The organism is Rhizobium sp. 10N414, assembly GCF_056394785.1.
Window position 1 is genome coordinate 167,283 of the sequence record NZ_JBFTIN010000003.1, and the last position, 26,913, is coordinate 194,195.

A 26,913-nucleotide genomic window follows, 5' to 3' on the forward strand; every position below is an offset into this window, starting at 1 on the left:
CTTTTGAATATTGAACCTTCGCCTCTTAGATGCTGAAATTCCAACAGAATGAAGGCGCCCCAACATTTTTTACGCGGGCGCCGCAAGATAGGAAAAGTCCCGTGTCCGTTACGATTGCTTTGGAAACACCGCGCCAAGACGGCGTGCTCCGCTTGCTCGACATGTCCGACGCATATGCCCAGTCTCTGTATCCGCCAGAGAGCAATCACCTCGTCGATGTATCGACCTTGGAGAAGCCGACCGTCAGCTTCTTCGTCGCCCGCAACGAGGGTGCGATCGTTGGCTGCTGTGCACTGGTCGAGGCTGGCGACGGAACAGCGGAGATCAAGCGGATGTTCGTCGACCCGGACGCTCGCGGCTTGAAAGTGGCAAGCAAGCTGATAGACGCACTCGAAACGACGGCCGCTGAAAAGAAGCTCCAAGCCGTCCGTCTTGAAACCGGCATTTACCAACCAGAAGCGATCGCTCTCTACCGCAAGTACGGCTATGGCGAAATCGAAGCGTTTGGCAGCTACCTGCCAGACCCACTTAGCCTGTTCATGGAAAAGCGGCTGCCCTGATCATTCGGCCGCGCGAGACGCCGGCGGGGCCTGCTCGTCGGTCATGACGTTCGGGCCGGTTTCGGCACTCCGGACCTCGTGCATCCATTCGCGCCAGATCGCCACAATGAGGGCCATCAGCACCGGCCCGATGAAGAGGCCGAGAAAGCCCATGGTTTTCACGCCGCCGACAAGGCCGAAGAAGGTCGGCAGGAATGGAAGCTTGATGGGACCGCCAACAAGCTTCGGACGAAGTGTCTTGTCGACAATGAACAGCTCGACCGTTCCCCAAACGAAAAGGCCGATGCCTGCGATATGTGAGCCACTGGCGAGCAGGTAGACAGACACCAGGGTAAAGGACAGCGGGGCACCACCGGGTATCAGGGCCATGATACCGGTCAGGACGCCGAGCGTGACGGGCGAGGGGACACCGGCGATCCAATAAGCGACGCCGAGCACGATGCCTTCGCCGATCGCGATCAGTGTCATGCCCATGACAGTCGAGCTGATGGTTGCCGGAACGACGCGGGAAATTCGCTCCCAGCGGTTCGGAAGAATGCGTTCGCCGAGCATATCGATCTGCTGCGAGAAGGAGGAACCATCGCGGTAGACGAAGAACAGCGCGATCAACATGAAGAGCAGCGTGAGGAGCAGGTGGAAGGCGCCACCGCCAGCTGCCAGAATCGCCCGATAGATGTTGCCGATATGGGCGCCGCTCACAGCCTGGATTAGCTCACCCATGGCACCGGGGCTGCCGATATATCTGGTCCACAGTTCATCGAGATACGGACCGGCAAAAGGCAGGGCGATGATCCACTGCGGGGTTGGCGCACCGGACCTGTTTGCGTGCACGGCCCAGGCCACCCATTCGCGCACCTCACCTGTCGTATAGGTGACGGCGAAAAAGATCGGCAACACGAGAAACGTCACGATCATCAGAATCGCGATGGTGGCGGCGACCGTTGTGTTTCCACCGACACGGCTGAGAAGCCGGCGATACAGCGGCCAGCTTGCAAAACCGATGACAAGGGCGGCGAGAACCGGGACGGCAAAGCCGTAGAAGAAGTAGACGCCAGCAGCGACAACAAGCACGAGCAGCCAGCGCGCCGCGGAGATCGAGGGAATTAACGGCGTGCGGGCTGGGCCTGAGGGGCCGAGCCATCGCGGCTCTCGCTGGATGTTGTTGTTCGGAAGGCTCACGTCGTTCTTTTCCCCTGTTTTGGCTATGGATATGGGCCATGCGCCCCTCGGGCGCAAGCACAATGACCGATTCTGTCATCGACTGGCGCCCGTGAGACCACCGGCGATCCATACTACGCTCCCTAACGCTATTCTTCGCAATCAATATGACAGAAATCATGCCATAGCGTTGCCAAAATACACTTGCGCGTTTACTTTGGATCCATGGATACAAACCTGATTGCAACGGCGCTGCGGCGCGAAATAGAAGGCGGGAGCCTGCCGCCAGGGACCGTCCTGAAACAAGAGCTCCTGGCAGAGCGGTTTGGCGTGAGCCGCCAGCCGGTACGCCAGGCGCTAGATCGGTTGCTGGCGTCAGGCCTGCTCGACCGGCGGCCTGACCGAAGCCTGGCCGTCGCCGGTTTGACGGAAGAGCAAGCACGTGAACTCGCCGAGATCCGCGCAGCCTTGGAGAGCATGGCGCTGCGCGCTGCGCTGGCGCTGCTCGGCGACAGTGACCTGCGCAAGGCGCGCCGTCTCAATGAAGATCTGATCGAAGAGGATGATCCGGCCGCGCTGGAGGAGCTGGATGTCGCCTTTCATCGAACGCTCTACGGGCGATGTGGCAATCGCCGCCTTCTGTCCATGATCGACGAACTGCGGCGTGAATCGCGTCGTGCCTATCTGAGGCAGCCAAAGGGCTCCAACGAGCGTGTGATCCTCCACGCCGAGCATCGCGCCATCATAGACGCGTGCGCGCGTCGCGACGAGGCTGAGGCACTGAAGGCCCTGTCGGGCCACCTGCAGATGACAACAGCGCGCCTGGCGCGCAAGGGAGAATGAGAGATGACGACTTTTTCCGCGGAGGTCGCATGGGAGCGGGGCGCGGCAAGTTTTATCGACGGACGCTATAGCCGCGGGCACAGATGGAGCTTTGATGGCGGCGCCACCGTCGCTGCCTCCGCTTCGCCGCACAATGTGCCGTTGCCGTATGCGCTTGCCGAGAATGTTGATCCGGAAGAGGCATACGTTGCAGCACTGTCGAGCTGCCACATGCTCTTCTATCTCTGGCTGGCCTCAAAGAAGCGCATCCTGGTCGATAGCTATATCGATGCGGCAACCGGCCTTATGGAAACTGTGCAGGGCAGGACAATGGTGAGCCGCGTGGAGCTTCGACCGCAGGTTACCTATGCCGGCGACAGGCCGAACCGAGAGATCGAACAGAAACTCCACCACGAAGCGCACGAGTTGTGCTTTCTTGCCAACTCAGTGAAGACGGAAATTACGGTGCGCCTCGACTAGCCGGTTCAGATATCGAGGTTTACCGCAAAGGCGGCGCGATCCTGAATGAACCGGAAGCGCGCTTCCGGCTTCGTTCCCATCAGGTCGTCGACCGCCGTGCGCGTACCCTCGAAATCCACCTCGTCGATAATCACGCGCAACAGCGTGCGCTTGCCTGGGTCCATGGTGGTTTCTTTGAGCTGCGCCGGCAGCATTTCGCCGAGGCCTTTGAAGCGGCTGATTTCGACTTTCGCCTTGCCCTTGAACTCGGTCTCCATCAGCTCGGCGCGGTGCGCATCGTCGCGGGCGTAAGCGGACTTCGCGCCCTGGGTGATCTTGTAGAGCGGCGGCACGGCCAGGAAGAGGTGACCGCCACGGACCAGCTCCGGCATTTCCTGATAGAAGAACGTGATCAGCAGCGAGGCAATGTGGGCACCGTCGACGTCGGCATCGGTCATGACGATGATGCGTTCGTAGCGAAGGTCTTCCTCACGATACTTCGAGCGCGTACCGCAACCGAGCGCCTGAACGAGATCAGCGAGCTGCTGGTTGGCGCCAAGCTTTTCGCGACCGGCACTGGCGACGTTGAGGATTTTGCCGCGCAGGGGGAGGATCGCCTGGTTGGCACGATTGCGAGCCTGCTTGGCCGAGCCACCTGCCGAGTCACCTTCGACGATGAAGAGTTCGGCACCCTGGGCGGTGTTCTGTGCGCAATCGGCTAGCTTGCCGGGCAGGCGCAGCTTGCGCACGGCGGTCTTGCGGTTGACTTCCTTTTCCTTGCGACGGCGCAGGCGTTCTTCCGCACGCTCTATAACCCAGTCGAGCAGCTTGGCTGCCTCGTTCGGATTGTCGGCAAGGTAGTGGTCAAAGGGGTCGCGGAGTGCGTTTTCAACGATCCGCTGGGCTTCGACCGTGGCGAGCTTGTCCTTCGTCTGGCCGACGAATTCCGGCTCGCGAATGAAGACCGAGAGCATGCCGACGGCGGAGATCATCACGTCATCGGTGGTGATCTGGGCAGCGCGCTTGTTCTGCGTCAGTTCGGCGTAATTCTTCAGGCCCTTGGTCAGCGCGATGCGCAGGCCCGCCTCGTGCGTGCCGCCTTCGGGCGTCGGGATCGTGTTGCAGTAGGAGTGGACCTGGGGATCGCCGCCGTACCAGGTGATCGCCCACTCCAGGGAGCCATGACCACTGGTCTTCTCGGTTTTCCCTGCGAATATCTCGCGGGTAACGGTGAATTCCTTGCCCATCGTCGCCTGCAGGTAATCCTTCAGGCCGCCGGGGAAGTGGAAGACCGCCTTGTCAGGTATCTCCGAGCCTTGCGGCAGAACGCCTTCCTCGCAACTCCAGCGGATTTCGACGCCGCCAAAGAGGTAAGCCTTGGAGCGTGCCATACGGAACACACGCCCGGCATCGAACTTCGCGTGCTCGCCAAAGATCTGCGGATCGGGGTGAAAGCGGACTCGCGTGCCACGACGATTGTGGACGTCGCCGAGTTCTTCCAGTTCGCCCTGGGGCAAACCGCGGGAAAAGCGCTGACGATATAGCTTCCGATTGCGCGCAACCTCGACTTCCAGCACGTCGGAAAGCGCGTTGACGACGGAAACGCCGACGCCGTGCAGACCACCTGACGTCTCATATGCCTTGCCGTCAAACTTGCCGCCCGCGTGCAGCTTCGTCATAATCACTTCAAGGGTCGACTTCCCGGGAACTTGCGGGTGATTCTCGACGGGGATACCACGGCCATTGTCGCTGACCGTCAAGTAGCCCTGCAGGTCAAGGTGAACCTCAATGAAGTTCGCGTGGCCGGCGACAGCTTCGTCCATCGAATTGTCGATGACTTCGGCGAAGAGATGGTGAAGAGCCTTTTCGTCGGTGCCGCCGATATACATGCCCGGCCGCATGCGGACGGGTTCAAGACCCTCGAGAACGCGGATCGAGGACGCGCCGTAGTCTTCCGACGTCGAGTTCACGGGCGCCGGACGCAGGGCGGGGGCAGCAGCCTTAGCGGGTGCGGCCTTTTGTGGCTCGGCAGACTTTGGAGCTTCCTCCTGCTTCGGTGTCAGGGGCAGTCCGGAAAAGAGGTCGTTGCTATCGTCCATGGGGCCGTTCAGATCTTTATCCTGTCGGGCAGGGGCCTTACGCCAAGCCTGACCCAAAATCACCGCATTTGATGTCACGTTTGCGAATCAGGCAGATTCTGCCAGAAAGCGCCTCGTTACGCGACGCCGCCCGATCAGGCGGACTTCCTTAGGAAGTGGTTTGCGTTGGCGGGCGTGGAATGGCAAGCGGCCAGAAGGCTCAGGGAACCATGCTCATGCGAATGTCCACAAGTCATTGCACCATTATTACCGCAATTGCGGCCTTTTTCCTGACGACGACGGCAAGCGGCCGAGCGGCCGAGAGCCTGCCGCCCTTTAAGGACGAGCTCTTCTCCACACAAAATGTGCTGCGGACGAGCGATAATGGCGCCCTTGACGTCATCGAATACGACGAGATGCGGGACATCAACGGCCGCGATCAGATACCCCAAAAGCGCGCCCAACAAAAATACGTGTCTCTCGGCGTCAAAAGGCAGCAGTCGGACGAGACCTTGCAGCTTGGTTCGCAAAGACTCGACGTCACCAGGGTGGGACAAAGCTCGGGAGCGGCATTTACGGTCATTTTCATTCACGGTCGTAACGGCGACCGGCGCCTCGGCGTGAACGACTACAGTTTCGGGGGCAACTTCAATCGCCTGAAGAACCTGGTCGCCGGCAATGGCGGTGTCTATTATTCGCCGACGGTCAAGAGCTTCGACAGCGATGGCGTCGCCGCGATCAAAGGGCTGATCCGCTACGCTTCCCAGCAGTCGCCCGGCAAGCCGGTCATTCTGGCGTGTGCGTCGATGGGCAGCCAGGTCTGCTGGGGCTTGAGCCGTGACCCCGCCAGCGTGAAAGCCCTCAAGGGAATGGTGATCCTCAGCGGCGTTACCGATCCGGATTTCGGCAAGAGCCCGTTCTTCAAGGCCAAACTGCCGCTTTGGTTCGCGCATGGCAGCCGGGATCCGGTCTATGCAGCGACAGACCAGCAGGCACTCTTCGAAAACCTGCTGAAGGGGGATTACCCTGCACATTTCACGCTCTATCAGACGGGAAATCACGGAACACCGATCCGGATGATCGACTGGCGCCGCACGCTGAACTGGATGTTGGGTTCGTGACGACAACCTAAGTCGCCTGACCGCCGGGCGAGCGTCATGGCGGCCGCCTGGTCTATCATTTTCAGCAACATGGGCTCCAAATTTTAAGCATTTGCGCGACAAAAGGCCGTTATTTCCCTTAGGGAAGGTGCCCAAACCTTTTCATTGATCCCCGCTTTTGCTAAGGCCCCACGATACGTGGAAGATGGGAAGGCTGGCATGACACCTGACGTGCGTCCGCTTGTGGCGGGAAACTGGAAAATGAACGGCACGCGTGCCTCCCTCGACCAAATCAAGGCAATTGCCGAAGGTGTTCAGGGGCCACTTTCCGATAAGGTGGAGGCGCTGATCTGCCCTCCGGCAACGTTGCTTTATGTCGCCACTGCGCTCTGCACCGACAGCCCGCTGGCGATCGGCGCACAGGACTGCCACCAGAAGCCCTCGGGCGCCCACACCGGCGATATTTCGGCCGAAATGATCGCAGACTGCTTCGGCACTTACGTGATCGTCGGACACTCGGAGCGTCGCACCGACCATGCCGAGACCGACCATCTTGTTCGCGCCAAGGCGGAGGCTGCGTTCGCGGCCGACCTGACGGCAATCGTGTGCATCGGCGAAACGGCGGACGAACGCAAGGCAGGCCAGACCCTCGACATCATCAAGCGTCAGCTTTCCGCTTCGGTGCCGGATAGCGCGACGCCGGAGAATGCCGTCATTGCCTACGAGCCCGTCTGGGCGATCGGCACCGGCGTTACCCCAACCGTGGAAGACGTAGAGAAGGCGCACGCCTTCATGCGTTCCGAGCTCGTCGCCCGCTTCGGGGCGGCTGGCAAGAAGATCCGCATCCTCTATGGCGGCTCGGTCAAGCCAAGCAATGCAAGGGAGTTGATGGGCGTCGCGAATGTCGATGGCGCACTGATCGGCGGTGCAAGCTTGAAAGCGGCCGATTTCCTCGCCATCTACGGCGCATACGAAGCGCTGCTTGCTTAGAGCCGTGTATATTCCGAGCCTAAGGGCTTGGAATAGCGGATCACCTCATGTAAAGAGCGCCAGAATTTTACTTTATGCCCGCCGCGCGCGTGGGCAGGACTGGACCCATGCAGACCGTTTTGATTGTCATCCATCTCATGATCGTGCTGGCGCTTGTCGGCGTCGTGCTCATTCAGCGCTCGGAAGGCGGCGGCCTCGGCATCGGCGGCGGCTCGGGCTTCATGTCTGCCCGTGGCACGGCCAATGCGCTGACGCGCACGACCGCGATCCTGGCGACGCTGTTCTTCATCACGTCGCTCGGCCTCGGCATTCTCAACCGCTATGAAAGCCGTCCGACGGATATTCTGAATCGTATTCCGGCGACGAGCGGTGAGGGCAAGGGTATTCTCGATTCGCTCGGCGGCCAGAACGGCAATGCCGCTCCGGCTGCACCGGCCGCGCAGAACAACAACGGCGTCCCGACCGGCGGTGAGACCGCTCCGGCTCCGGCAGCAACCGCGCCGGCGGCTCCGGCAGCAACTGCTCCGGCCGCACCGGCACCTGCCGAAACGGCTCCGTCTACTCAAACTGCTCCGGCAGCACCGCAGGCGACTACGCCTTCCGCTCCGGCGCCCGCCACCGTCCCAAGCGGACAGTAAGCGGCACACAGCATCAACCGCCGGCAGGCCCTCGGGTCTGCCGGTTTTCTTTTGTTCAAATTCCGCGCTGGCACCAAAAGTTCTGGAAAAGAATTTTTGGGCTGGTGGAATCGTTTTTGAAAAGGTATCCGGTGACTCCCATGGCGCGATACGTATTTATCACTGGCGGCGTGGTTTCCTCTCTCGGTAAAGGAATTGCGGCCGCGGCTCTCGGAGCGTTGCTGCAGGCCCGTGGTTATCGGGTGCGGCTTCGCAAACTCGACCCCTATCTGAACGTGGACCCGGGCACCATGAGCCCGACCCAGCACGGCGAAGTCTTCGTCACCGATGACGGTGCCGAAACGGATCTAGATCTCGGCCACTACGAGCGCTTTACCGGGCGTTCGGCGACCAAGACCGACAACATCACCACCGGACGCATCTACAAGAACATCATCGACAAGGAACGCCGCGGCGACTATCTCGGCGCGACCGTTCAGGTCATTCCGCACGTCACCAACGAGATCAAGGACTTCGTCACCGAAGGCAACGGCGACTACGACTTCGTCATCTGCGAGATCGGCGGCACGGTCGGCGATATCGAGGCGATGCCGTTCATGGAAGCGATCCGCCAGCTCGGCAACGATCTGCCGCGCGGCACTGCGATCTACGTCCACCTGACGCTGATGCCGTATATTCCGGCTGCCGGCGAACTGAAGACCAAGCCAACCCAGCACTCCGTCAAGGAACTGCAGGCGCTCGGCATTCATCCGGACATCCTGCTGGTGCGCGCCGACCGCGAAATTCCGGAAGCGGAACGCCGCAAGCTGTCGCTCTTCTGCAACGTCCGTCCGTCCGCGGTGATCCAGGCGCTCGACGTCGCCAACATCTACGACGTCCCGATGGCCTACCACAAGGAAGGGCTCGACAACGAAGTGCTGGCAGCCTTCGGCATCGAGCCGGCACCTAAGCCCCGCCTTGACCAATGGGAAGAGGTCTGCAACCGCATCCGCACGCCTGAGGGCGAGGTCACGATTGCCATCGTCGGCAAGTACACCGGCCTCAAGGATGCCTACAAGTCGCTGATCGAAGCGCTGCATCACGGCGGCATTGCCAATCGCGTCAAGGTCAACCTGGAATGGATCGAATCCGAGGTCTTCGAAAAGGAAGACCCGGCGCCGTATCTCGAGAAGGTCCATGGCATCCTCGTTCCCGGCGGGTTCGGCGAGCGCGGCTCGGAAGGCAAGATCCATGCGGCCCGCTTCGCACGCGAACGGAAGGTACCTTATTTCGGGATCTGCTTTGGCATGCAGATGGCCGTTATTGAAGCCGCCCGCAACCTTGCCGGCGTGGAAAGCGCCTCGTCGACCGAGTTCGGCCCGACGAAGGAGCCCGTTGTCGGCCTGATGACCGAATGGGTGAAGGGCAATGAGCTGCAGAAGCGCACGGAAGCGGGCGATCTCGGCGGCACGATGCGCCTCGGCGCCTACAAGGCTGCGTTGAAGAAGGATACGAAGATCTCGGAGATCTACGGTTCGACCGATATTTCCGAGCGCCATCGCCATCGCTACGAAGTCAACATCGACTACAAGGACCGTTTGGAAGACTGCGGTCTCATCTTTTCGGGAATGTCACCGGACGGTGTACTGCCCGAGACGATCGAGTATGCTGAGCATCCCTGGTTCATCGGCGTTCAGTACCATCCGGAACTGAAGAGCCGTCCTCTAGACCCGCATCCGCTCTTCGCAAGCTTCATCGAAGCCGCAACCGAACAGAGCCGCCTGGTCTGACCTTCAAGAGGCCGCCTCAACGAGGCGGCCTTTTTGATTGCCGAGAGACACTTAGCAATTTGCGGCCTATCTCAGCGGTTAGAGGCTTCCCCGCACCGAGACCCACTATAAACGATATGCCGGCGGCTGGGACCGCCGGTTCTTCTTATTGTCGATGCTCACGCCGCCTGCGGCACCGGCCCGACATAGATCGACCGAGGACGGATCAATCTGCCTTGCAGCGCCTGCTCGCGCGCATGCGCGATCCACCCCACGGTCCGGCCGATCGCGAATACGCCGGTGAATGATTCGCGCGGAAAGCCCAGCGCATCGAGCAATAAGGCGGTGTAGAACTCGACATTGACGTCCAGCGGCCGGTCTGGCTTGCGCTCCCTCAGGACAGCAAGCGCCGCACGTTCGACGGCTTCCGCAAGCTCCACGCGCTGGCGATCGACCTGCCCAACCAAGACGAGCGGTCGCAGCGCCTTCTTCAATGCATCGGCGCGCGGATCACGCACCCGGTAAATGCGGTGACCGAAGCCCATCAGGCGTTCGCCGCGATCCAATGCTCGACCGAGCCACCCGCGCGCATTCTCGCTGGCTCCGATCTCATCGAACATATCGAGCACAGGCCCCGGCGCGCCGCCATGCAAAGGTCCTTTAAGCGCACTTATCGCCGCGAGCACTGATGAAGTGAGGCCGGCCCGCGTCGAGGCGATGACGCGCGAAGCGAAGGTCGAGGCGTTCAAGCCATGGTCGGAAATGGTCACAAGATAGGCGTCGAGAGCAGCCTTCTGCTCCGCACTCGGCATCCTGCCTGTGAGCATGCGCAGGATGTCGGCTGCCTGGGGTAGCGAAGCGTCCGGGGCCACGGGTTCGTTGCCGGCCTGCAGACGGAGTATCGCCGGCAGGAAAACTGCGGGCGCTGCCAGCAATCGAAGCGCCGCTTCGAAGTCCTCGCCATCTGGCAGGCGAGCGATGAGAGCGCGCATCGCGTCCACTGGCGGCAAGGCCAGCAGGTCCGATTGGAGGGCCGCCACATGGGCAAATAGGCGCACCCGCATTTCACCCAACCAATCGCGGAGTTCTGCAGGACCAAAATGCCGTTCCGTCAGGCCGTCGAGCAACAGCGCGGCAACACTTTCATAGGTTGCTGTCGATACGAGATGATCGAGCGACACGCCACGGATGATCAGGCGGCCCGCTTCGCCGTCGACATCGGAGAGCTGCGTTTCCGCTGCGATAACATCTTCCAAACCGTTTTTCATGGTGTTTTCTCCTTTACGTGCAACAGGATCAAGCTTAGATTGATTGACGTCAATCTTGATGCAAATGATCAATGTAAAGAGGACAAAATGCTTTGGCTGACAGCCGAGCAGGCGCTCGAGAAACTCGGAACCAAGCCACAAACGCTGTACGCCAATGTGAGTCGCGGCCGTATCCGGGCCAAAGCAGATGCCAGCGATCCACGGCGAAGTCTTTACAATGCGGTCGACGTCATGCGGCTTGCCGCACGTCACGCTGGCCGACGAAAGACCGAGACAGTTGCGGCAGACGCCATCCAATGGGGCGATCCCGTGTTGCCATCTGCCATTTCCACCATTCTGGATGGCCGACTCTACTATCGCGGCCGTGATGTGGCGACATGGGCGGAACATGCGACGCTCGAGGAGACCGCGGCACTTCTGTGGAAGTCCGGACCGATTACAGCCGCAGCAAGCGAGTCTTCTGAAACTGCACCGTCGTTAGAGCGGGCATTTGTTTTGCTCGCACAGCGCGTGACCCGCGACTTACCGACTCTCGGCAGAGCGCCAATCGTACTGCAAGCCGAAGCAGAAAGTATTCTTTCGATCGTGGCCAGTGTCCTTGCTCCAGATGCGGCAGCTTCACCATTGCATCTGCGCCTCGCCACCAGCTGGTCCAGGCCAGAAGCCGCCGATTGCATCAGGCGCGCGCTTGTGCTCCTTGCCGATCACGAGCTCAACGCGTCGACCTTTGCCTCGCGAGTGGCTGCTTCTTCAGGCGCAACGCTATCGGCCGCGGTCCTGTCGGGCCTATCGACTTTGAGCGGACCGCTCCACGGTGGCGCCTGGCATGGCGTCGCCTCGTTGATCGCAGAGGTCGACGCGCTCGATGCCAGTCAAGCAATACGGCAGGCGTTGACACAGGGAAGACCGCTGCCGGCGTTCGGCCATCCTCTGTATCCGGATGGAGACATCAGGGCAAAGGCGCTGATGGCTCAGTTCGACTTGCCGCCGAGCTACGCCGAACTGGCGACCGCGGGACAAGAGATCGTCGGGGAAGGCGTCAACATCGATTTCGCGCTGACAGCCATGAGCGCCGCCTTCGATCTTCCCGATGATGCGCCCCTCGTGATTTTCGCGCTCGCGCGAACCGTCGGGTGGCTCGCTCATGCCATGGAGCAGATCGAGAGCGGCCACCTTATTCGCCCGAGGGCGCGCTATACTGGACCGGCAATCGAAAGACCGCTTAAGACATAGACAATGTCGGATAGGCGTTGACGTTTTGACATGCGTGCTGCAGCTATCAGCGTATGATGCCGTCGCACGCCCGGGCTGTCCGGCCATGCATTCAGGTAGGGGACGAATATGCTTGTGAACTCCAGAATGCTCCTGGCGCTGGCCGCGTGGGCAAGCGCTGCCTGTCTATTCAACTCAGATCCGGCACTTGCGCAAGCGAACGGATGCACGATGGCGCGCGTGGCGGGAACGGCGCGACAGATCATGCGGTGCGCGGATGGCGTGACGATCACCGCCGAGGCGGGGGCTCGCTTCAACGTCGTCGACCGCAATCACGACGGGCGACCGGACACGGTCTCGTTGCGCAACAAGGCCGTGCTCGTCGATGTCGACCGGGCGCGGCACCCGGACGGATTCGAGGTCGTCACACCACAGGCAATTGCCGCCGTCCGCGGCACACGTTGGGTTGTCGATGTCAAGAACGGCACGACCTCTGTCTTAGTCGTACGCGGACGCGTAGCGGTCGGCCGTCCTTCGGCAGGAGCAGCAGCACGCGTCGTGCTGAATGAAGGCGAGGGTGTTGATGTCGCGCCGGGCAGCGCACCGCTCACCGTCCGCCGCTGGCCGCCGGCCCGTAGCGCGGCCCTGCTCGCCCGCCTCGGCCAATAACGCCGATGCAGGGCAGACGGCTCCTGGTCACGATTGCTCTGCTGCTATCCGCGCTCTGGGGCGGCCTCCTCGGCTATATGCATCTTTCGGGAAGCATGAGTTTCCTCGACCGCCTCGAAGCTTCCCTTACTGACGTGCGAAGCACGGTGATCGGCGCAAAGGAGCCTCCGCCGGTTACCAGCATTGTTGCGATTGACGACCAGACTGCCGTCGACAACGGCTATCCTCTCAATCGGGCAACGCTTGCCCGCGTGGTTGCCGCCGTCGGCGCCTTCAAGCCGAAGGTCATCGCACTTGATCTTTTGCTGGTTGATCCCGGACCAGAAGAGGGAGATGCGGCGCTTGCCGTGGCGCTCCATCAGAGCCCCAGCGTGATCGCCGCCGCAGGCGTCTTCCCGAAAGACACACAGGCGGTCGATCACGACGCCAATGATCCGCTGGCAGCGATACCGGCAGCCAGCCAGATGCTGTTGCCTCTAAGTCGCTTTTCCGACGTTGCTGCTATTGGCGTCGTCAACGTCGCCACCGACGAGTCAGGCACACCGCGTTTCATTCCGCTGATCTCGCGTGGCGGCGCACGAGTCGATGCCTCATTTCCGTTGCGGGTGGCGTCACTGGCACTGGGTATCAATCCGGCATTCTCGCCTGGCGGGCTTGCGCTCGGCGATCGGCATCTGCCGACCGACAACGGGCAGCGCCTGCCGATCACCTTCTATGGTCCACGCGGCACCATTCCGACATTCAGCGCGGCGGATGTGCTGGCCGGCAACCTCCCCGCCAAGGCAATAGAGGACAAGATCGTCGTGATCGGCTCCACGGTGACGGGCGGTGGCGACGTCTTCCCAACCCCATTCGATCCGGTATTGCCGGGCGTCGAGGTGATGGCGACGGCAGCGACGCATCTGATTGCTGGCGACGGCATCATCAGGGACCGCAATGTGCGCCTGCTCGATTCGCTGATCGCGGTGGGTCTGCCGGTGCTGTTGATCAGCCTGCTTGCGTGGCGACGCAGCGCCATCGGCTACGCTATCATTGCGTCGGCGGCGCTTGCATGGGCCGCCCTGAACGTTGTCGCCTACGCGCACGGCTATTGGTTCAGTGCGGCATTGCCAATCGCAGCGGCGCTGCCGCCCGTGCTGCTTTTCGGCGCCGCCGAGATCTGGATGGATCGTCGCCAGGCCGCACACTTTGCGGCGCAAAGCGACCTCCTGCAGCGCATCGAGGCCCCGGGCCTGGGAGAGTGGCTCGCCCGCGATCCCAACTTTCTCGCAAAGCCGGTCCGGCAAGACGCCGCAGTCGTCTTCATCGACCTCTCCGGCTTCACCGGCTTGAGCGAAGCAATCGGCGCGACGAATGTCCGCGAAGTTCTCAGCGACTTTTTTGAATTGGTCGACGAAGAGGCGCGCTCGCACGGCGGCGCGGTCACCAGCTTCATGGGCGATGGAGCGATGATTCTTTTCGGCTTGCCGCAACCGGCCGATGACGATGCCGCGCGAGCCGCCGCGTGCGCCGTTCGCCTGTGCGGGCGAATGCGTCCCTGGCTTGCAATACATCCCGCGCTGAGCGGCCGAAAGACTGGTTTCAAGGTTGGAGCTCATTGCGGTCCGGTCGTTGCCTCGCGCCTAGGAACCGGCAGCCGCCAGCAGATTACCGCAACCGGTGACACCGTGAATGTCGCCAGCCGCCTGATGGAGGTCGCGGCAGAGTGTGGTGTCGAACTGGCGTTGAGCGCCGCACTGATGAAGGCGGCAGGCGCCGATAGCGCGCCGCTTCGCGCCGGCCAGCTCGAGGGCCCTGCAAAAGCACGCATTCGTGGCAGAAGCGAAGGCATCGACGTGTGGCTATGGCAGGGACATCCGCTTTGACATTTGCCGCCTGACCAAGTAGGAACGGCCAACTTCTCCACCGGCAATTGCCGGCCAGGGCGCAACATGCGCGTGAGACTTCCGAAAGATAGACAACATGACAGATTTTAACGGCGTCGTTCCGGCGATCGCCAAGGCGTTGGTGAAGCGCGGTTACACCGAGCTGACGCCGGTTCAAAAGTCCATGCTCGACCCGGCGCTCGCCGCGTCGGATGCCCTCGTTTCGGCCCAGACCGGCTCCGGCAAGACCGTAGCCTTCGGCCTCGCGCTGGCGCCGACGCTGCTCCAGGACGCGGAACGCTTTGGCCCTGCAGCCGAACCGCTGGCTCTTGTGATCGCACCGACGCGCGAACTCGCGCTGCAGGTCAAGCGCGAACTCGAATGGCTTTATGAAGCGACGGGCGCGCTGATTGTCAGCTGCGTCGGCGGCATGGACATCCGCAGCGAGCGCCGTGCGCTGGAGCGTGGCTCCCATATCGTTGTCGGCACTCCCGGTCGCCTCTGCGATCATATCAGGCGCAATGCGCTCGACATTTCCGGCCTCAAGGCTGTTGTACTTGATGAAGCCGATGAAATGCTCGATCTCGGCTTCCGCGAAGATCTGGAGTTCATTCTGGATTCCTCCCCCGATGACCGTCGCACGCTGATGTTCTCGGCGACGGTTCCGGCAGCCATCGCGAAACTCGCGAAGAGCTATCAGAAGAACGCTGTCCGGATCGCAACGGCCACCGAGGAAAAGCAGCACGGCGACATCGAATACCGGGCTCTTGTCGTGTCGCCGAGCGACCGCGAGAACGCGATCATCAATGTCCTGCGCTACTACGAAGCGACCAACGCCATCGTATTCTGTTCGACGCGCGCGGCGGTGAACCATCTGACGGCCCGCTTTCACAATCGCAACTTCAACGTCGTCGCCTTGTCGGGCGAGCTGACGCAGAACGAGCGCAGCCATGCGCTGCAGGCAATGCGGGATGGACGCGCCCGGGTCTGCATCGCAACGGATGTCGCCGCCCGCGGTATCGACCTGCCGGGTCTTGACCTTGTTATTCATGCCGACCTGCCGACCAATCCCGAAACCCTGCTTCATCGCAGCGGCCGCACCGGTCGCGCCGGCCGCAAGGGCGTCAGCGCGCTGATCGTGCCGCTGAACCTCCGCCGCAAGGCAGAGCGTCTTCTCGACAACGCCGGCATCTCGGCCGCCTGGGCTCGTCCACCGTCAGCAGAGGAGGTCACAGCACGTGACGAAGTCCGTCTGCTTGCCGACCCCGTCTTTGATGAAGCCTCGAGCGAGGAAGCCCAGGACCTGGTCAAGCGGCTTCTCGATACGCATGGCGCCGAAAAGCTCGCTGCTGCCTTCGTCAACCTCTATCGTTCGAACCAGTCCGCGCCGGAGGATCTGATCGAGGTCTCGGTCCAGGACAGCCGTGGCGGCAAGCGCCGCGAGCATGCCGAGAGTTTACGGGAGCCTTATCAGAAAGGTCCGCGCGACGACTTCGGCGCGAGCGTCTGGTTTTCGATTTCGGTCGGTCGCAAGCAGAATGCAGAGCCGCGATGGTTGATCCCGATGCTTTGTCGGAACGGCAATCTGACCAAGCGCGAGATCGGCGCGATCAAGATGCAGCCCGAGGAAACCTACGTCGAGATTTCCGCGGCCAGCGCCGACAGCTTCCTGCAGTCGATCGGTCCAAACAAGACGATGGAGCGCGGCATCCGCGTGACGCCGCTGAACGGCACGCCTGATTTCAGCAAACCTGCCGCCGCAAAACCCTATGCCGGCAAGAAGGCCTTTGGCGAGCGTCGTGAATTCACGGATGAGCGCCCCAAAGGCAATTTCCGCAAGGAAGCCCGCGGCGAGGGCGGGAGCGACGAGCGACGCGACTCGAAGCCTTGGGGCAAGAAGCCGGGCAAGCCGAAGTTCGAGGGCAAGGGCGGCAGCGGCCCTAAGCCCAAGTTCTCGAAAAAGAAGGCATAATGATCCCACCGGCGGCGCAGCCTTGCGTCGCCGCTTGAACCCGCGGAGAGGACAATGGCAGATACCATCGTTTTAACGGTTCCTGTTTTCAGTACCCTTTGCAATGAGGCGTTCAAGCTCCGGCGCGCGGTCTTTGTAGCCGAACAGAATGTACCCGCCGATGAAGAATTCGATGCGCTTGATCTTACTGCGCATCATGTCGTCGCGGTTGCAGGCGGTGAGGTCTGCGGGACGCTCCGGATCATCCATGCGAACGAGCATGTGAAGATAGGCCGCGTCGCCGTCGGCAAGGCATGGCGCGGACATGGTGTCGCAAGCGCGATGTTGACCTATGCGATGAACGAGCACCGATCTGCCCGTGAGAACCGGTTTTATCTGACGGCACAAAGCGATAAAATAGCACTCTACGAACGCTTCGGATTTGCCGCCTTCGGCGACGAATTCCCTGATGGCGGCATACCGCATCTGGCGATGAAGAATTATTGATCCGGCCGAGCGGAATGAGCGGACACCGCCATCCTGAGGCTGAACCAAATCGCGATGCTTTATTTCCGCGGGATGTCCGCGCCTTTATCGTCGAAAACCTTCACCTGAAACCCGCACCCGGCCTGCAGGAGATAGTTCTCTACACGGCTCATCCCGGCAGTGGGCTGTCGCGCCTCAGAACCAGCGACGCGGAGGATGCGCCGCCGTACTGGGCCTACAACTGGGCTGGTGGAACGCTGCTCGCTCGGCATATTCTGAATTATCCGGACATCGTTAGTGGCCGCCGCGTCCTCGATCTCGGCGCAGGGTCCGGCATCGTCGGGATCGTGGCCCGAAAATGCGGAGCATCCCTCGTGATCGCAGCCGAGATCGACACGAACGCTATCGCGGCGATCGGCCTCAACGCGGCAGCGAACGGCGTCGCGATCGAAGTGACGAGCGCTGACGTGCTTGCCGGCCCACCGCCGGATGTCGATGTCATCCTCGCTGGGGACGTCTTCTACAATCCCCAGCTTGCCGGGAGGGTTTTGCCGTTCCTTGCGGCCAGTCGCAAGGCAGGCGTCGATGTGCTCATCGGAGATCCACGCAGGCAGTCGCTGCCACTCGCAGCCCTAAACCTAGTCGCTGAATACGCTGTCCCCGATTTCGGCGACGGTTCGACCGGGCAGGGGGCGATCGGCGGGGTGTTCACTCTGGCGGACGCCCGCTGATCAAAGACGGCGTTTAGGCCGACGACGTTTCTTGTAGTTTAAGCAAGATCTCGAGCGCCAAATCCGCCATGGCGACTGGAACGAAGACATGATCGTGATGGTAGGCCGCTACCATGTTGCACGGGATTGAGCGGGCTGCCAACGCAGAAGCAACCGCGGCCGTCAGGCCGACACCTTCCAGCGACGAAAAGACTTCAAGAACGATACGCCGCATCGGCGCATCGCAATTAAAGCCGAGTTCCGCAGCTCGGCCTCTCGAGAGGATCAGGGAGGTCCCTTCGTGCTCGCGAAACCATGCAAGAGCATCGGGAACAGCAAGCTGTGCCACATCCTCGTCTGAGGTCACGCAGAATACGAACTCGCCATCCATGAGCGCAGGCGTCATGCGCGAAAGCATGGCCTGTGTGTCTTTGACAGCCTCCTTCGTCATCTCAATCCTGCTTTCTGTTCCCAGGAAACAATCAGGGCAGGCTCGACGACTCAGCCCAGAAGATCAGGCCTCAGCATTATCACCGGGCAGGGACTTCCGGCGGGCAGTTCCGGTGCATGCGGTGGACGAACGATCAAGCAGTCGGACTCGGCGAAGATCTTCATCATGGACGAGTCCTGCTTGGTGAACGGCTTTGTCGCCAGCGCGCCGGATGACGATCGCGACAGCGTGGCTCGGACGTAGTCCTGCCGCTGGTCGTTGGCACGAAGCGTCGCAGCCGCCTCTACGGTCGCCTCGCGTCTGACTGGTGGCAGCGAGGCCAGTTTCCGGATCAACGGTTCAAGGAACAGGATCCCGCAGACTAGGCTCGACACCGGATTACCAGGCAGGCCAATGACATGGGTTTCGCCGAGGCTGCCGACCATCAAGGGTTTGCCCGGGCGCATGGCAATCCGCCAGAAATCGAGCTTCATGCCCGATGCGAGCAGCGTTGCCTGCACCAGATCATGGTCGCCCACCGACGCTCCGCCGAGCGTCACGATGACATCGACCTCGGCCCGCCTTGCGCGCTCGACCGCCGCCGAAATCGCGGCTTTGTCGTCGGGGACGATTCCGAGGTCAAGAACCTCGGCGCCCGCCTTGCGGGCCATGGCAGCGATGCCAAAGGTGCTAGACGCAATGATCTGCGCGGGAGCGGGCGAGCTTCCAGGTGGCAACAATTCGTCGCCGGTCGCAAGCAACGCAACCACCGGCTTGCGCCGGACCTCAAGGGTCGCGTGGTTCATTCCGGCCGCCACGGTCAGGCGAGAGAAGTCCAATACAGTGCCGGCCTTCAGCACCGCTTCGCCTTCGAGAAAGTCCTGGCCGCGAGGCCGGACGTGCTGGCCGGGACGAACTGCAAAGGTCGTGCGGATGCCACCCTCGATTTTTTCCGCATCCTCCTGCAGCAAGACGCTATCCGCACCGGACGGAACCGGGGCGCCGGTGAATATACGGACGGTCTCGCCCTTGCCGACAACGCCCTCAAACCCGTGCCCGGCGGACGACATCCCTATGAGCTTCAACTGACTGCCGGGCTGAGGGGCGTCGTCACCGCGCAAGGCGTACCCATCCATCGCTGACGCGTCGAAAGGCGGCTGGGTCAACCGGGCTGCAACATCGGTCGCGAGCACACGACCGTCGGCCTCCGGCAAGGGGACTGTTTCAAGGGTCTCGATTGGCTCAGCACGCGACAGCAGGCGATCCTGCGCCTCAGCAACCGGCAGCAAGCTCATTTGCCGTACTCCGGATGACGAAAGTCTCCAGACTTGCCGCCAGATTTTTCGAGTAGCCGGATGCCTCCGATTTCCATGGCCTTATCGGCGGCCTTGGCCATGTCGTAGATCGTCAGGCAGGCGACGGAAACGGCTGTCAGGGCTTCCATTTCGACGCCCGTCTTGCCCGTCAGCTTTGCCGTTGCGGTGACGCGCAAGCCAGGGAGATCGGCATCCTCCGTGATGTCGACCGAGACTTTCGTCAACATCAGGGGGTGGCAGAGCGGGATGAGGTTGCTCGTCTGCTTGGCCGCCATGATGCCGGCAAGGCGCGCCGTGCCGATCACGTCGCCCTTTTTCGCGTTGCCCGCGCGAATGAGATCGAGCGTTGCCGTCGCCATCCGCACGTGCCCCTCGGCGGTCGCGATCCTTGTGGTTTCGGCCTTATCGCCGACATCGACCATATGCGCCTCGCCGGAGGCATCAATGTGCGTGAGACCGGATTGGCCGCTCATATCACTCGGCCGCCTGAGCGGCTTCGGCGAATAGGAGCGCGCGCGTCGCCGCCGTAACATCTTCTTTGCGCATCAGGCTCTCGCCAACCAGGAACGTGTTGATGCCTACCGCCTGTAGGCGCTTGCAATCCGCGTTCGTGAATATGCCGCTTTCGCCAACCAACAGGCGATCCTCTGGAACCATCGGCGCCAGCTTTTCGCTGACTTCGAGGCTGACTTCGAATGTCCGCAGATTGCGATTGTTGATGCCAACGAGCGGGGAGGAGAGCTTCAGCGCACGCTCCATTTCCTCGGCATCGTGAACTTCCACCAGTACATCCATGCCGAGGCCGAAGGCCTCGTCCTCGAGACGGTTTGCATCGTCATCGGAAAGCGACGCCATGATCAGGAGAATGCAATCGGCACCCCAGGCGCGGGCTTCTTGCACCTGATAGGTCTCGAACATGAAGTCCTTGCGCAGCGCCGGCAGCGAACAGGCGGCACGTGCCGCCATCAGAAATTCCGGCGCGCCCTGGAAACTTGGCGTGTCCGTCAACACCGAAAGACATGCCGCGCCTCCGAGTTCATAGGCCTTGGCCAGCGACGGCGGGTCGAAGTCGGGTCTGATCAGTCCTTTGGAAGGACTGGCCTTCTTGATCTCGGCGATCAGACCGTACTGGCCGGCCTCACGTTTTGCAACGAGCGAGCGGTGGAAGCCGCGCGGCGCCGATTGATCCGCCTGCATCGCCTTCAGGTCGGCCAGCGACACTTTCGTCTTTGCGGCGGCGATCTCTTCCCGCTTGTATAGTTCGATTTTCTTCAGGATGTCGGTCATGGCTCTATCCTAGTCGATGTCGTTCGACACGGCGACGAGTTTATCGAGGGCTGCCGCCGTCGCACCGCTATCCAGCGATTGCGCAGCAAGCCGCATGCCATCCTTCAGCATCTCAGCCTTGCCGGAGATCACCAGCGAGGCCGCTGCGTTGGCGAGCGCGATATCGCGGTACGCGTTCTTTGCGCCGCTCAGGACGTCGCGCAGCGCCGCCGCATTCACCACGCCGTCGCCACCCTTGATGGCTTCCAGCCGGCAAGGTTCTACGCCGAAATCCGCGGGCGACAGTTCGAAGGTGCGGATCTTGCCGCCCTCGAGTGCCGCGACGCTCGTCTGTCCCGTCGTGGTGATTTCGTCGAGGCCGTTGCCGTGGACAACCCACACGCTTTCCGAGCCGAGATCGCGCATGACCTCGGCAATCGGAACGACCCACTGCGGCGCGTAAACGCCAAGCAACTGGCGGCGGACACCGGCCGGATTGGAGAGAGGGCCAAGCAGATTGAAGATGGTGCGCGTGCCAAGTTCGACACGCGTGGGTCCAACGTGACGCATCGCAGAGTGATGCTGCTGGGCAAACATGAAGCCCACGCCAGCTTCGCGAATGCAGCGCGAGATCACCTCGGGCGTTACATCCAGCTTGACGCCGAGGGCAGCGAGGCTGTCGGCGGCGCCCGATTTCGAGCTCAGTGCCCGATTGCCATGCTTTGCAACAGGGACACCCGCACCGGCCACGATAAGGGCAGCCAGCGTCGAGATATTGTAGGTCCCGCTTGCGTCACCGCCGGTCCCGACGATGTCGATTGCATCCGCCGGGGCATCGACGGTCAGCATCTTGGAGCGCATCGTCGTCACAGCGCCGACAATCTCGTCGACCGTCTCACCGCGGACGCGCAATGCCATCAGGAAGCCCCCGATCTGCGAAGGGGTTGCCTGACCGGACATCAGTATGTCGAAGGCCTCGCGGGCCTCCTCACGTGTCAGAGGCTCGCGGCTTGCAGCCTTCGCCAAAAGCGGCTTCAGATCGGTCATGCGCTTAATGTTCCCCTTAGCGGACTGCCGCCTGTTCGGCGAGAGGTTGATTGACCGATGCGCCGTACTGCGTCTGCAGCAAGTTGACCATCTGATCGAGAATGTCGTCGCCGGCAGCGTTTGCAGTTGACGTGATCTGTTGGTCCTGGTTGTTGAGAACGTCACCCGTCGGTTCCGTGTTGACTTCAGTGACCTTGAGCAGAATCTGCGTCGTCGGGTCGCCACCAACGGCGCTGGCAATGGTGTCGATCGGGCCGGAGAACGCGGCAATGACACCGGCCCTGCCGAGAACGGCGTCGTCGGTGCCGCGGGTGATACCACTCTTGCTTTCGACCGTAATGCCGAGCGGTGCAGCGATATCGGCCAGCGACGTTCCCTTCTGCGCCTGCTGCTTCAGCTCTTCGGCTTTTTTGGCGAGTTCGAGCTTCTGCTGTTCGGCGGTCCAGTCGGCGATTGCCTTATCCTTCACTTCGCTGAGCGGCCGATCACGCTCCGGCGTGATGTCGCGGACGTCGAACCAAAGATAGCCGTCGGTGCCGATCGAGAGGGAAGGAGCGTCTGCCCCAGCCTCAGTCTTGAAGGCAGCCCCAAGAACCTGCTGCTTGGCCGGAATATCCTTGACCTCGTTGCCGTCCCTATCGAGACCGGTCGCATCGACGGCGTCGATCACGACCGCCTTGAGCTTGAGCTGCTCTGCAATCTGTTCCAGCGTCGAGCCCGACCCGCGCAGATCCTCGATCTGATCGTGAACGTTGATGAGTTCCTGCGAGGCGTTGGAAACGGCCAATTGCTTGCGGATCTCTTCCTTGACCTCGTCAAGGGTCTTGACGCTCTCGGGCTTGATGTTGCTGACACGGACGATGACCGGGCCGAAGGTGCCATCGACAACGGGCGTCGTTCCGCCATCCTTCGAGACGGCGAAGGCCGCATCCGCGATCGCCTGATCCGGCACCTTGTCCTTGGAGAACTCGCCCAGGAACACGTCCGCTGCCGTCTTGCCCTGATCGGTCACCAGTTGATCGAACGTCGTGCCGGTCTTCAGCGCGGCCAGCGCGGCATTGGCAAGATCCTTGTTCTGGAAGGTCAACTGCTCGATCGTACGGGCCTCTGGCGTGCGGAAGCTCTCCTTTCGCTTTTCGAAATCCTCGCGGATCTGGTCGTCCGTAACGGAGGCGGCATCGGCGATGTCTTCCGGTTGCAGCTTCAGGAACGCGATCTTGCGGTATTCCGGCGCGCGGAAGCGCGTCTTGGCGCCTTCGAACCACTTGGCGAGGACATCCTCGGCAGGCGCCTTGATCGGCTCGATATTGGCGTTGGTCAGCAGCAGGTAATCGATACCGCGACTTTCCTGGCGGTAAAGCTTGAGCGCATCGACGAGCGTTTTCGGCGCCGTGAAGCCGTTCGATACTGCATCGACGATCTGGCTCCGAACGGCGACCTTGCTGCGCTCCTTGATGTAATCATCTTCGCGGATGCCGGCATTGCGCAGGCGCGACGTAAAGAGGGTACGGTCGAACTGGCCATTCACCGCCTTGAAGGCTGGATCGTCGCCGATCAGCTGCGCAAGCCGATCCTGCGACAGGCCAAGGTTCATGTCTTCCGCCAACTGATCGAGCGATGCGCCGGCGACCAACTGTGCCAGAACCTGCTGCTCCACACCGAAGGCCCGGGCCTGCTCGGGTGTCAGGCGCATGCCGAACTGCTGGCTGAGATTTGCGACCTGCCGCTGGTAGGCCAGGCGAAACTCGTTGACGTCGACGTGCTGGTCTCCGACGCTGACAACCGTCGTGCTCGTGCCGCCCGATATCAGTGAGCGCGACACGCCCCAAATACCAAAAGAGGCGACAAGTAGCAGCATGAGGAGCTTGGCAACCCAGGTGTGAGCAGCTCTTCGCAGAAGATCGAACATCGAAACGCAAACCTCGCATTATATTCGCCCGTTCGCGGGCAAAGCTTTTGACGTTCCTTAGAACAAAGCCAGCAGGAAATGAAGGGTTATCGCACGAAAACATCTGCGCTATATGTGCAGTCATACTGGAGCGCCTGGCGCCGCAAAAGAGACCGGACATCGGAACCTTTCCCAGCACTAATTCGTTGAAGAGCATCCGGAAAAAGAGGAGCAGACCATGGCCGATATGAAAACCGCCTCCGCCCAGTCCGCAACCGCGCGTGTGAAGGCGGAGATCGCGGCAGACGATCTTTCCGCACAGGTCGCCGCATTGCGCGAAGACCTTGCACGCCTGTCCGAAAGCGTTGTGGCGCTTGGACACGGCGCCAAGACCGCCGTCGCCGACGAGGCATCGGTCATGACGGAGCGGCTGCGCGACAAGGTAAGGGAGGAACCTATCTTCGCGCTCGCCGTGACAGCCGGCGTCGCTTACCTTTTCGGATTGATGAGCCGTCGATAGATCGAACGGCGTTTGACCAGGCAAGGGCCGGGCGTGTTGGCGCCCGGCTTTTGGTTTTTAACTAGCGACGAATGACTCGCCCAACGGCAATGAGCAGGCACGCGCCGACGAAGCCAGCAATCAAATACCCGAGCCAGCCGGCAAGCGCGATGCCCAGCCCAGAGAGGATGGCGTTCGCAACGATCGCGCCCACAATGCCAAGAATGATGTTCATCAACAGGCCCATGTTGCTGTTCATGAACTTTTCCGCCAGCCACCCGGCAATGCCGCCGATAATGATAGCTGCTACCCAACCTACGCCTGCGTCTTCCATATGATTTTCCTTCCAGAGAAACTACGAAGTCAACGCTCGAGGCGGAAATTGAGGCCTTTGTAACGGCCGGGGCAGTGCATGGCAGAAGAGGTATGCTTTTGGCAGCGTAAGGCAGGTCAAACGCAAAGGCTGCGCAAATGTCCAATGCCGGCAGTCAGACTCAATTCCCCCGAGAGAAAAGATAGGCGATCCGTTTGGTTGCGCAACGCAAATGTGTTCGCCCTAAAACGAGGACAACGGCGGCAAAGTCCGTGCGATCGACCTCACATCCCTTCAAACACACTTTCCGAACAATCTTCGACGGCCCCCCTTAACCCAGCCACAACCACTGGACGTCCTTTTGCAAAACACTCGACGTGGTGTCGAGTGCGCCTTGAGAGATGCTGAATGGTTCCGCCAGGCAGGCACAAATTCATCAGCTGGCAAGTCGCGAACAAAACACCATATCACGGGGTCATCACGTTTTGACGACAACGTCGGAAATGCATACCAATCGTCGTACTTTCCGGTATATCAGTCGCGTAGGAATAATACCAATATGCGATCAGTTTTGTTCCGGAAGACGAGTCCGGAGCTCTCTCGTCGGATGGCGCCCGCAAAATCCATCACACTTCCGTGATGGTTTCAGATGGCTGATTATACCGTGAATCGCTTTGCCGACCCCCCTTGTGTCATCGAAAAAGCTCATTCTCAACGAAATCGCGCGTTTCCTTAAGCATTTGCTTGCTCAACCTGCAATCTATGTCATGGTAGCTTCCTCACATGAGAGGGGTTCTAGCTATGATTAATCTTCAATCGGTTCGTAATGACACTACTCATGATCAACGCCTGCTCGATTGCCGCGCCGATGTTGAACCCGCGCTCCATCAGATCATCCGCGATGCGCAACTAAAGGGGTGGGCGCCGGCGGAAGTGGCGATGGCAATAGCGGATGCAGCGGATGACTACATTCTGTTGTTGGCCAGCAGGAAGGCGACGTCGCATTGATAGGCGTCACATTGCTAATGGGGCGAGGACGAGGACACCGGATCTGCGGGCAAGGCAGCAGCATTTGCCCGCAGGAAAGATCTCCGCACATCCAGGCATCGCGGCACCGGGGTAGTGAATAGCGTTTCAGCACGCCAGTAGAGTGATGACATCACGGAGTGGAGTTCAACCCACTACCTACAGGACGAAAATCTGCGACCTGTCGGATAAAATCAGGTGAGTTTCGCTTCATCGTGCCTCACGCCGCATAGCGATGCCGCAGAGGATCTGGAACTCGCCGGCGGTAGCGGATTCGTGAACTGTGCCTGGCAAAGGGCGCCGTAATTCTCGCCCGGGCTTGCGATGACACGCTAGATTGCGCGCGCGGCGGTGAGCAATGGCCCTCCCGGAGGAGCGCGGACGCACATATTTCTCACATTTCTGGCGGCCGTGGCGCTGATCGGCCTTTCCACAATCACCTCAGCCTGCACCACAAACCCTGATCAGACCTCATCAATCGGGTCGTCATCGGCCTATCTACGCGATCGCTCTGTAAATCCAGCCTGTGCAGATGGGTTCAGACCTAGTAACGGCCGCCCGTGCAGCTATTAGACACGAACGTGGTGCGAGGACGCAAGGCAGTCGCCGTCCCAAACTATACTAAGTCTTTGATTTCATGGTGAGAGCGTCGGGGTTCGAACCCGAGACCTACTGATTAAAAGTCAGTTGCTCTACCGGCTGAGCTACGCTCTCCCTGAAGCCGAGCGGTGCGTCCGGCTGGAAGTGCGCGGAACATATGCAGGTGCCCCATTGCGGTCAACCAAAAAATCACCGTTCCCTGTGCATTAGGCACATTTCTTGCGACTGGGCCTGAAAAGGCGGCCCCCTGGAAACGGCCAAAAAGAAAAGCGCCCGAAGGCGCTTTGTAAAAGTTGGGGGAAACGAGGTCATGAACCGGGCGGACGAAAGTTCGAATATAGTGTTGACGACCCGGAGAAAGCGGAAAAATCCGGGTATACTTTCGCGCCGCCGAGTCCGCTTGGCTCGGCTCACAATCTCAGCATATAAATGCGCGACGGATCAGAAGGTTCCACCGAAAAAGATTTAATCGAATCAATCCTTTCCGAGGCTGGTCGATACCTTCACAAAGTCACATGACGCTCTAGCTAGCTCCTTGTACAGACAAGGAGACTGCGATGACCAGCGTGACCACACCCACAACGACCACCCGAAAAGTGTTGCGCGGGCGACCTTACAGCCTCGGTGAGTTTGCCAGGAAGTATAGACTAGAGGAAACCGAGGCAAAGCGGCTCTATGAGAAGTTCGGGCCATCGGCCACGGAACTCGATCTGCTCATGGCCGCCAAGCGGCGTCTACCGGTTCATTGATGGTTCTATCGATGGTTCTATCAAACGCATAAGGACTGCAGCAAATCGAGTTGATTCGCTTTTGT

The 26,913-nt window shown here is 60.8% G+C and carries 26 protein-coding genes and 1 tRNA gene; 16 read left to right on the forward strand and 11 right to left on the reverse strand.

Features of this window, described 5'->3' with window-relative positions; genetic code table 11:
• Window positions 1-101: 101 nt before the first annotated feature.
• The gene (locus AC1DE4_RS05815; RefSeq protein ID WP_025660947.1) at window positions 102-560 is read left to right on the forward strand and encodes a GNAT family N-acetyltransferase; all 459 of its coding nucleotides are present in this window, start codon (window positions 102-104) and stop codon (window positions 558-560) included.
• On the opposite strand, the gene AC1DE4_RS05820 is transcribed toward AC1DE4_RS05815, so the two are convergent.
• Window positions 561-1,739 carry an AI-2E family transporter gene (locus tag AC1DE4_RS05820; RefSeq protein ID WP_025660948.1) on the reverse strand — a complete coding sequence of 393 codons (1,179 nt, stop codon included), beginning with the start codon at window positions 1,737-1,739 and terminating at the stop codon, window positions 561-563.
• A 204-nt stretch (window positions 1,740-1,943) separates the two neighbouring features.
• Here AC1DE4_RS05820 and AC1DE4_RS05825 point away from each other — a divergent pair, with 204 nt between their 5' ends.
• Together AC1DE4_RS05825 and AC1DE4_RS05830 are read left to right on the forward strand one after the other, a co-directional pair.
• A complete protein-coding gene (locus AC1DE4_RS05825) occupies window positions 1,944-2,561 on the forward strand; it encodes a GntR family transcriptional regulator (RefSeq protein WP_477880446.1) in 618 nt (205 codons plus the stop codon).
• A gap of 3 nt (window positions 2,562-2,564) precedes the next feature.
• On the forward strand, window positions 2,565-3,020 hold the full coding sequence (locus AC1DE4_RS05830) for an OsmC family protein (protein WP_025660950.1): 456 nt from the start codon (window positions 2,565-2,567) through the stop codon (window positions 3,018-3,020).
• A gap of 5 nt (window positions 3,021-3,025) precedes the next feature.
• Here AC1DE4_RS05830 and parE read toward each other — a convergent pair whose 3' ends face one another.
• Complete coding sequence (gene parE, locus AC1DE4_RS05835; RefSeq protein ID WP_477880449.1) at window positions 3,026-5,098, reverse strand: DNA topoisomerase IV subunit B; 2,073 nt, start codon at window positions 5,096-5,098, stop codon at window positions 3,026-3,028.
• Window positions 5,099-5,313: 215 nt separating this feature from the next.
• On the opposite strand from parE, the gene AC1DE4_RS05840 reads away from it, so the two are divergent.
• The 4 genes from AC1DE4_RS05840 to AC1DE4_RS05855 all read left to right on the forward strand — a co-directional run bounded on the left by AC1DE4_RS05840 (window position 5,314) and on the right by AC1DE4_RS05855 (window position 9,574).
• Window positions 5,314-6,198 carry a dienelactone hydrolase family protein gene (locus tag AC1DE4_RS05840; protein ID WP_025660952.1) on the forward strand — a complete coding sequence of 295 codons (885 nt, stop codon included), beginning with the start codon at window positions 5,314-5,316 and terminating at the stop codon, window positions 6,196-6,198.
• A 198-nt stretch (window positions 6,199-6,396) separates the two neighbouring features.
• Window positions 6,397-7,167: a triose-phosphate isomerase gene (gene tpiA, locus AC1DE4_RS05845; protein ID WP_062370905.1), complete on the forward strand. Its 771-nt coding sequence runs from the start codon at window positions 6,397-6,399 to the stop codon at window positions 7,165-7,167.
• 107 nt (window positions 7,168-7,274) lie between these two features.
• Window positions 7,275-7,805 carry a preprotein translocase subunit SecG gene (gene secG, locus AC1DE4_RS05850; protein ID WP_025660954.1) on the forward strand — a complete coding sequence of 177 codons (531 nt, stop codon included), beginning with the start codon at window positions 7,275-7,277 and terminating at the stop codon, window positions 7,803-7,805.
• Between the two features lie 140 nt (window positions 7,806-7,945).
• Entirely contained in the window at window positions 7,946-9,574 is a 1,629-nt protein-coding gene (locus tag AC1DE4_RS05855) for a CTP synthase (protein ID WP_025660955.1), read from the forward strand.
• 158 nt (window positions 9,575-9,732) lie between these two features.
• Here the strand turns inward: AC1DE4_RS05855 and AC1DE4_RS05860 are convergent, their stop codons facing one another.
• On the reverse strand, window positions 9,733-10,821 hold the full coding sequence (locus tag AC1DE4_RS05860) for a citrate synthase/methylcitrate synthase (RefSeq protein ID WP_112824617.1): 1,089 nt from the start codon (window positions 10,819-10,821) through the stop codon (window positions 9,733-9,735).
• Between the two features lie 87 nt (window positions 10,822-10,908).
• Here AC1DE4_RS05860 and AC1DE4_RS05865 point away from each other — a divergent pair, with 87 nt between their 5' ends.
• The 6 genes from AC1DE4_RS05865 to AC1DE4_RS05890 all read left to right on the forward strand — a co-directional run bounded on the left by AC1DE4_RS05865 (window position 10,909) and on the right by AC1DE4_RS05890 (window position 17,735).
• A complete protein-coding gene (locus AC1DE4_RS05865; RefSeq protein WP_169683831.1) occupies window positions 10,909-12,054 on the forward strand; it encodes a citrate synthase in 1,146 nt (381 codons plus the stop codon).
• 108 nt (window positions 12,055-12,162) lie between these two features.
• Window positions 12,163-12,702: a FecR domain-containing protein gene (locus tag AC1DE4_RS05870; RefSeq protein WP_192305566.1), complete on the forward strand. Its 540-nt coding sequence runs from the start codon at window positions 12,163-12,165 to the stop codon at window positions 12,700-12,702.
• A 5-nt stretch (window positions 12,703-12,707) separates the two neighbouring features.
• Window positions 12,708-14,567, forward strand: coding sequence for a CHASE2 domain-containing protein (locus tag AC1DE4_RS05875; RefSeq protein WP_477880453.1), 1,860 nt, complete (start codon window positions 12,708-12,710; stop codon window positions 14,565-14,567).
• Window positions 14,568-14,664: 97 nt separating this feature from the next.
• The gene (locus AC1DE4_RS05880; RefSeq protein WP_477880455.1) at window positions 14,665-16,539 is read left to right on the forward strand and encodes a DEAD/DEAH box helicase; all 1,875 of its coding nucleotides are present in this window, start codon (window positions 14,665-14,667) and stop codon (window positions 16,537-16,539) included.
• Window positions 16,540-16,593: 54 nt separating this feature from the next.
• A complete protein-coding gene (locus AC1DE4_RS05885) occupies window positions 16,594-17,025 on the forward strand; it encodes a GNAT family N-acetyltransferase (RefSeq protein WP_062370917.1) in 432 nt (143 codons plus the stop codon).
• Window positions 17,026-17,039: 14 nt separating this feature from the next.
• Window positions 17,040-17,735 carry a class I SAM-dependent methyltransferase gene (locus tag AC1DE4_RS05890; RefSeq protein ID WP_192241900.1) on the forward strand — a complete coding sequence of 232 codons (696 nt, stop codon included), beginning with the start codon at window positions 17,040-17,042 and terminating at the stop codon, window positions 17,733-17,735.
• 13 nt (window positions 17,736-17,748) lie between these two features.
• Here the strand turns inward: AC1DE4_RS05890 and AC1DE4_RS05895 are convergent, their stop codons facing one another.
• From AC1DE4_RS05895 to AC1DE4_RS05920, 6 genes are read right to left on the reverse strand one after another with little or no spacing between them, the layout of a single operon-like run.
• Window positions 17,749-18,165, reverse strand: coding sequence for an ACT domain-containing protein (locus AC1DE4_RS05895; RefSeq protein ID WP_018854997.1), 417 nt, complete (start codon window positions 18,163-18,165; stop codon window positions 17,749-17,751).
• Between the two features lie 50 nt (window positions 18,166-18,215).
• Window positions 18,216-19,439 (reverse strand): molybdopterin molybdotransferase MoeA, encoded by a 1,224-nt coding sequence (locus AC1DE4_RS05900; RefSeq protein ID WP_192241901.1) that lies wholly within the window; start codon window positions 19,437-19,439, stop codon window positions 18,216-18,218.
• Window positions 19,436-19,933 (reverse strand): cyclic pyranopterin monophosphate synthase MoaC, encoded by a 498-nt coding sequence (moaC, locus tag AC1DE4_RS05905; protein ID WP_018854999.1) that lies wholly within the window; start codon window positions 19,931-19,933, stop codon window positions 19,436-19,438. Before moaC ends, AC1DE4_RS05900 begins: the two co-directional genes overlap by 4 nt.
• A gap of 1 nt (window position 19,934) precedes the next feature.
• Window positions 19,935-20,747, reverse strand: coding sequence for an indole-3-glycerol phosphate synthase TrpC (gene trpC / locus AC1DE4_RS05910; RefSeq protein WP_113470420.1), 813 nt, complete (start codon window positions 20,745-20,747; stop codon window positions 19,935-19,937).
• A 9-nt stretch (window positions 20,748-20,756) separates the two neighbouring features.
• Complete coding sequence (gene trpD, locus AC1DE4_RS05915; RefSeq protein WP_018855001.1) at window positions 20,757-21,773, reverse strand: anthranilate phosphoribosyltransferase; 1,017 nt, start codon at window positions 21,771-21,773, stop codon at window positions 20,757-20,759.
• A gap of 16 nt (window positions 21,774-21,789) precedes the next feature.
• Window positions 21,790-23,682, reverse strand: a complete 1,893-nt coding sequence (locus tag AC1DE4_RS05920) for a peptidylprolyl isomerase (protein WP_192241902.1) — start codon at window positions 23,680-23,682, stop codon at window positions 21,790-21,792.
• Between the two features lie 217 nt (window positions 23,683-23,899).
• Between AC1DE4_RS05920 and AC1DE4_RS05925 the strand changes: the two genes are divergently transcribed.
• Window positions 23,900-24,181, forward strand: coding sequence for a hypothetical protein (locus AC1DE4_RS05925; RefSeq protein WP_007793703.1), 282 nt, complete (start codon window positions 23,900-23,902; stop codon window positions 24,179-24,181).
• A gap of 61 nt (window positions 24,182-24,242) precedes the next feature.
• Here the strand turns inward: AC1DE4_RS05925 and AC1DE4_RS05930 are convergent, their stop codons facing one another.
• Entirely contained in the window at window positions 24,243-24,494 is a 252-nt protein-coding gene (locus AC1DE4_RS05930; protein ID WP_025660968.1) for a GlsB/YeaQ/YmgE family stress response membrane protein, read from the reverse strand.
• A 780-nt stretch (window positions 24,495-25,274) separates the two neighbouring features.
• Here AC1DE4_RS05930 and AC1DE4_RS05935 point away from each other — a divergent pair.
• Window positions 25,275-25,481, forward strand: a complete 207-nt coding sequence (locus AC1DE4_RS05935; protein ID WP_018855004.1) for a hypothetical protein — start codon at window positions 25,275-25,277, stop codon at window positions 25,479-25,481.
• Window positions 25,482-26,137: 656 nt separating this feature from the next.
• Here AC1DE4_RS05935 and AC1DE4_RS05940 read toward each other — a convergent pair.
• Window positions 26,138-26,213, reverse strand: a tRNA-Lys gene (locus AC1DE4_RS05940).
• 443 nt (window positions 26,214-26,656) lie between these two features.
• Here AC1DE4_RS05940 and AC1DE4_RS05945 point away from each other — a divergent pair.
• Window positions 26,657-26,848, forward strand: coding sequence for a hypothetical protein (locus AC1DE4_RS05945; RefSeq protein ID WP_018855005.1), 192 nt, complete (start codon window positions 26,657-26,659; stop codon window positions 26,846-26,848).
• The last annotated feature ends 65 nt before the right edge of the window (window positions 26,849-26,913 follow it).

What these genes read in the sequence shown, in the direction of transcription:
- trpC (WP_113470420.1), bottom strand. Translation starts at nt 20,747, where the DNA reads ATGACCGACATCCTGAAGAAAATCGAACTATACAAGCGGGAAGAGATC.
- AC1DE4_RS05945 (WP_018855005.1), top strand. Translation starts at nt 26,657, where the DNA reads ATGACCAGCGTGACCACACCCACAACGACCACCCGAAAAGTGTTGCGC.
- tpiA (WP_062370905.1), top strand. Translation starts at nt 6,397, where the DNA reads ATGACACCTGACGTGCGTCCGCTTGTGGCGGGAAACTGGAAAATGAAC.
- AC1DE4_RS05890 (WP_192241900.1), top strand. Translation starts at nt 17,040, where the DNA reads ATGAGCGGACACCGCCATCCTGAGGCTGAACCAAATCGCGATGCTTTA.
- AC1DE4_RS05930 (WP_025660968.1), bottom strand. Translation starts at nt 24,494, where the DNA reads ATGGAAGACGCAGGCGTAGGTTGGGTAGCAGCTATCATTATCGGCGGC.
- AC1DE4_RS05825 (WP_477880446.1), top strand. Translation starts at nt 1,944, where the DNA reads ATGGATACAAACCTGATTGCAACGGCGCTGCGGCGCGAAATAGAAGGC.
- AC1DE4_RS05865 (WP_169683831.1), top strand. Translation starts at nt 10,909, where the DNA reads ATGCTTTGGCTGACAGCCGAGCAGGCGCTCGAGAAACTCGGAACCAAG.
- AC1DE4_RS05920 (WP_192241902.1), bottom strand. Translation starts at nt 23,682, where the DNA reads ATGTTCGATCTTCTGCGAAGAGCTGCTCACACCTGGGTTGCCAAGCTC.
- AC1DE4_RS05880 (WP_477880455.1), top strand. Translation starts at nt 14,665, where the DNA reads ATGACAGATTTTAACGGCGTCGTTCCGGCGATCGCCAAGGCGTTGGTG.
- AC1DE4_RS05855 (WP_025660955.1), top strand. Translation starts at nt 7,946, where the DNA reads ATGGCGCGATACGTATTTATCACTGGCGGCGTGGTTTCCTCTCTCGGT.
- AC1DE4_RS05870 (WP_192305566.1), top strand. Translation starts at nt 12,163, where the DNA reads ATGCTTGTGAACTCCAGAATGCTCCTGGCGCTGGCCGCGTGGGCAAGC.
- AC1DE4_RS05895 (WP_018854997.1), bottom strand. Translation starts at nt 18,165, where the DNA reads ATGACGAAGGAGGCTGTCAAAGACACACAGGCCATGCTTTCGCGCATG.
- AC1DE4_RS05840 (WP_025660952.1), top strand. Translation starts at nt 5,314, where the DNA reads ATGCGAATGTCCACAAGTCATTGCACCATTATTACCGCAATTGCGGCC.
- AC1DE4_RS05925 (WP_007793703.1), top strand. Translation starts at nt 23,900, where the DNA reads ATGGCCGATATGAAAACCGCCTCCGCCCAGTCCGCAACCGCGCGTGTG.
- moaC (WP_018854999.1), bottom strand. Translation starts at nt 19,933, where the DNA reads ATGAGCGGCCAATCCGGTCTCACGCACATTGATGCCTCCGGCGAGGCG.
- AC1DE4_RS05935 (WP_018855004.1), top strand. Translation starts at nt 25,275, where the DNA reads ATGATTAATCTTCAATCGGTTCGTAATGACACTACTCATGATCAACGC.
- secG (WP_025660954.1), top strand. Translation starts at nt 7,275, where the DNA reads ATGCAGACCGTTTTGATTGTCATCCATCTCATGATCGTGCTGGCGCTT.
- AC1DE4_RS05830 (WP_025660950.1), top strand. Translation starts at nt 2,565, where the DNA reads ATGACGACTTTTTCCGCGGAGGTCGCATGGGAGCGGGGCGCGGCAAGT.
- trpD (WP_018855001.1), bottom strand. Translation starts at nt 21,773, where the DNA reads ATGACCGATCTGAAGCCGCTTTTGGCGAAGGCTGCAAGCCGCGAGCCT.
- AC1DE4_RS05900 (WP_192241901.1), bottom strand. Translation starts at nt 19,439, where the DNA reads ATGAGCTTGCTGCCGGTTGCTGAGGCGCAGGATCGCCTGCTGTCGCGT.
- AC1DE4_RS05875 (WP_477880453.1), top strand. Translation starts at nt 12,708, where the DNA reads ATGCAGGGCAGACGGCTCCTGGTCACGATTGCTCTGCTGCTATCCGCG.
- parE (WP_477880449.1), bottom strand. Translation starts at nt 5,098, where the DNA reads ATGGACGATAGCAACGACCTCTTTTCCGGACTGCCCCTGACACCGAAG.
- AC1DE4_RS05885 (WP_062370917.1), top strand. Translation starts at nt 16,594, where the DNA reads ATGGCAGATACCATCGTTTTAACGGTTCCTGTTTTCAGTACCCTTTGC.
- AC1DE4_RS05860 (WP_112824617.1), bottom strand. Translation starts at nt 10,821, where the DNA reads ATGAAAAACGGTTTGGAAGATGTTATCGCAGCGGAAACGCAGCTCTCC.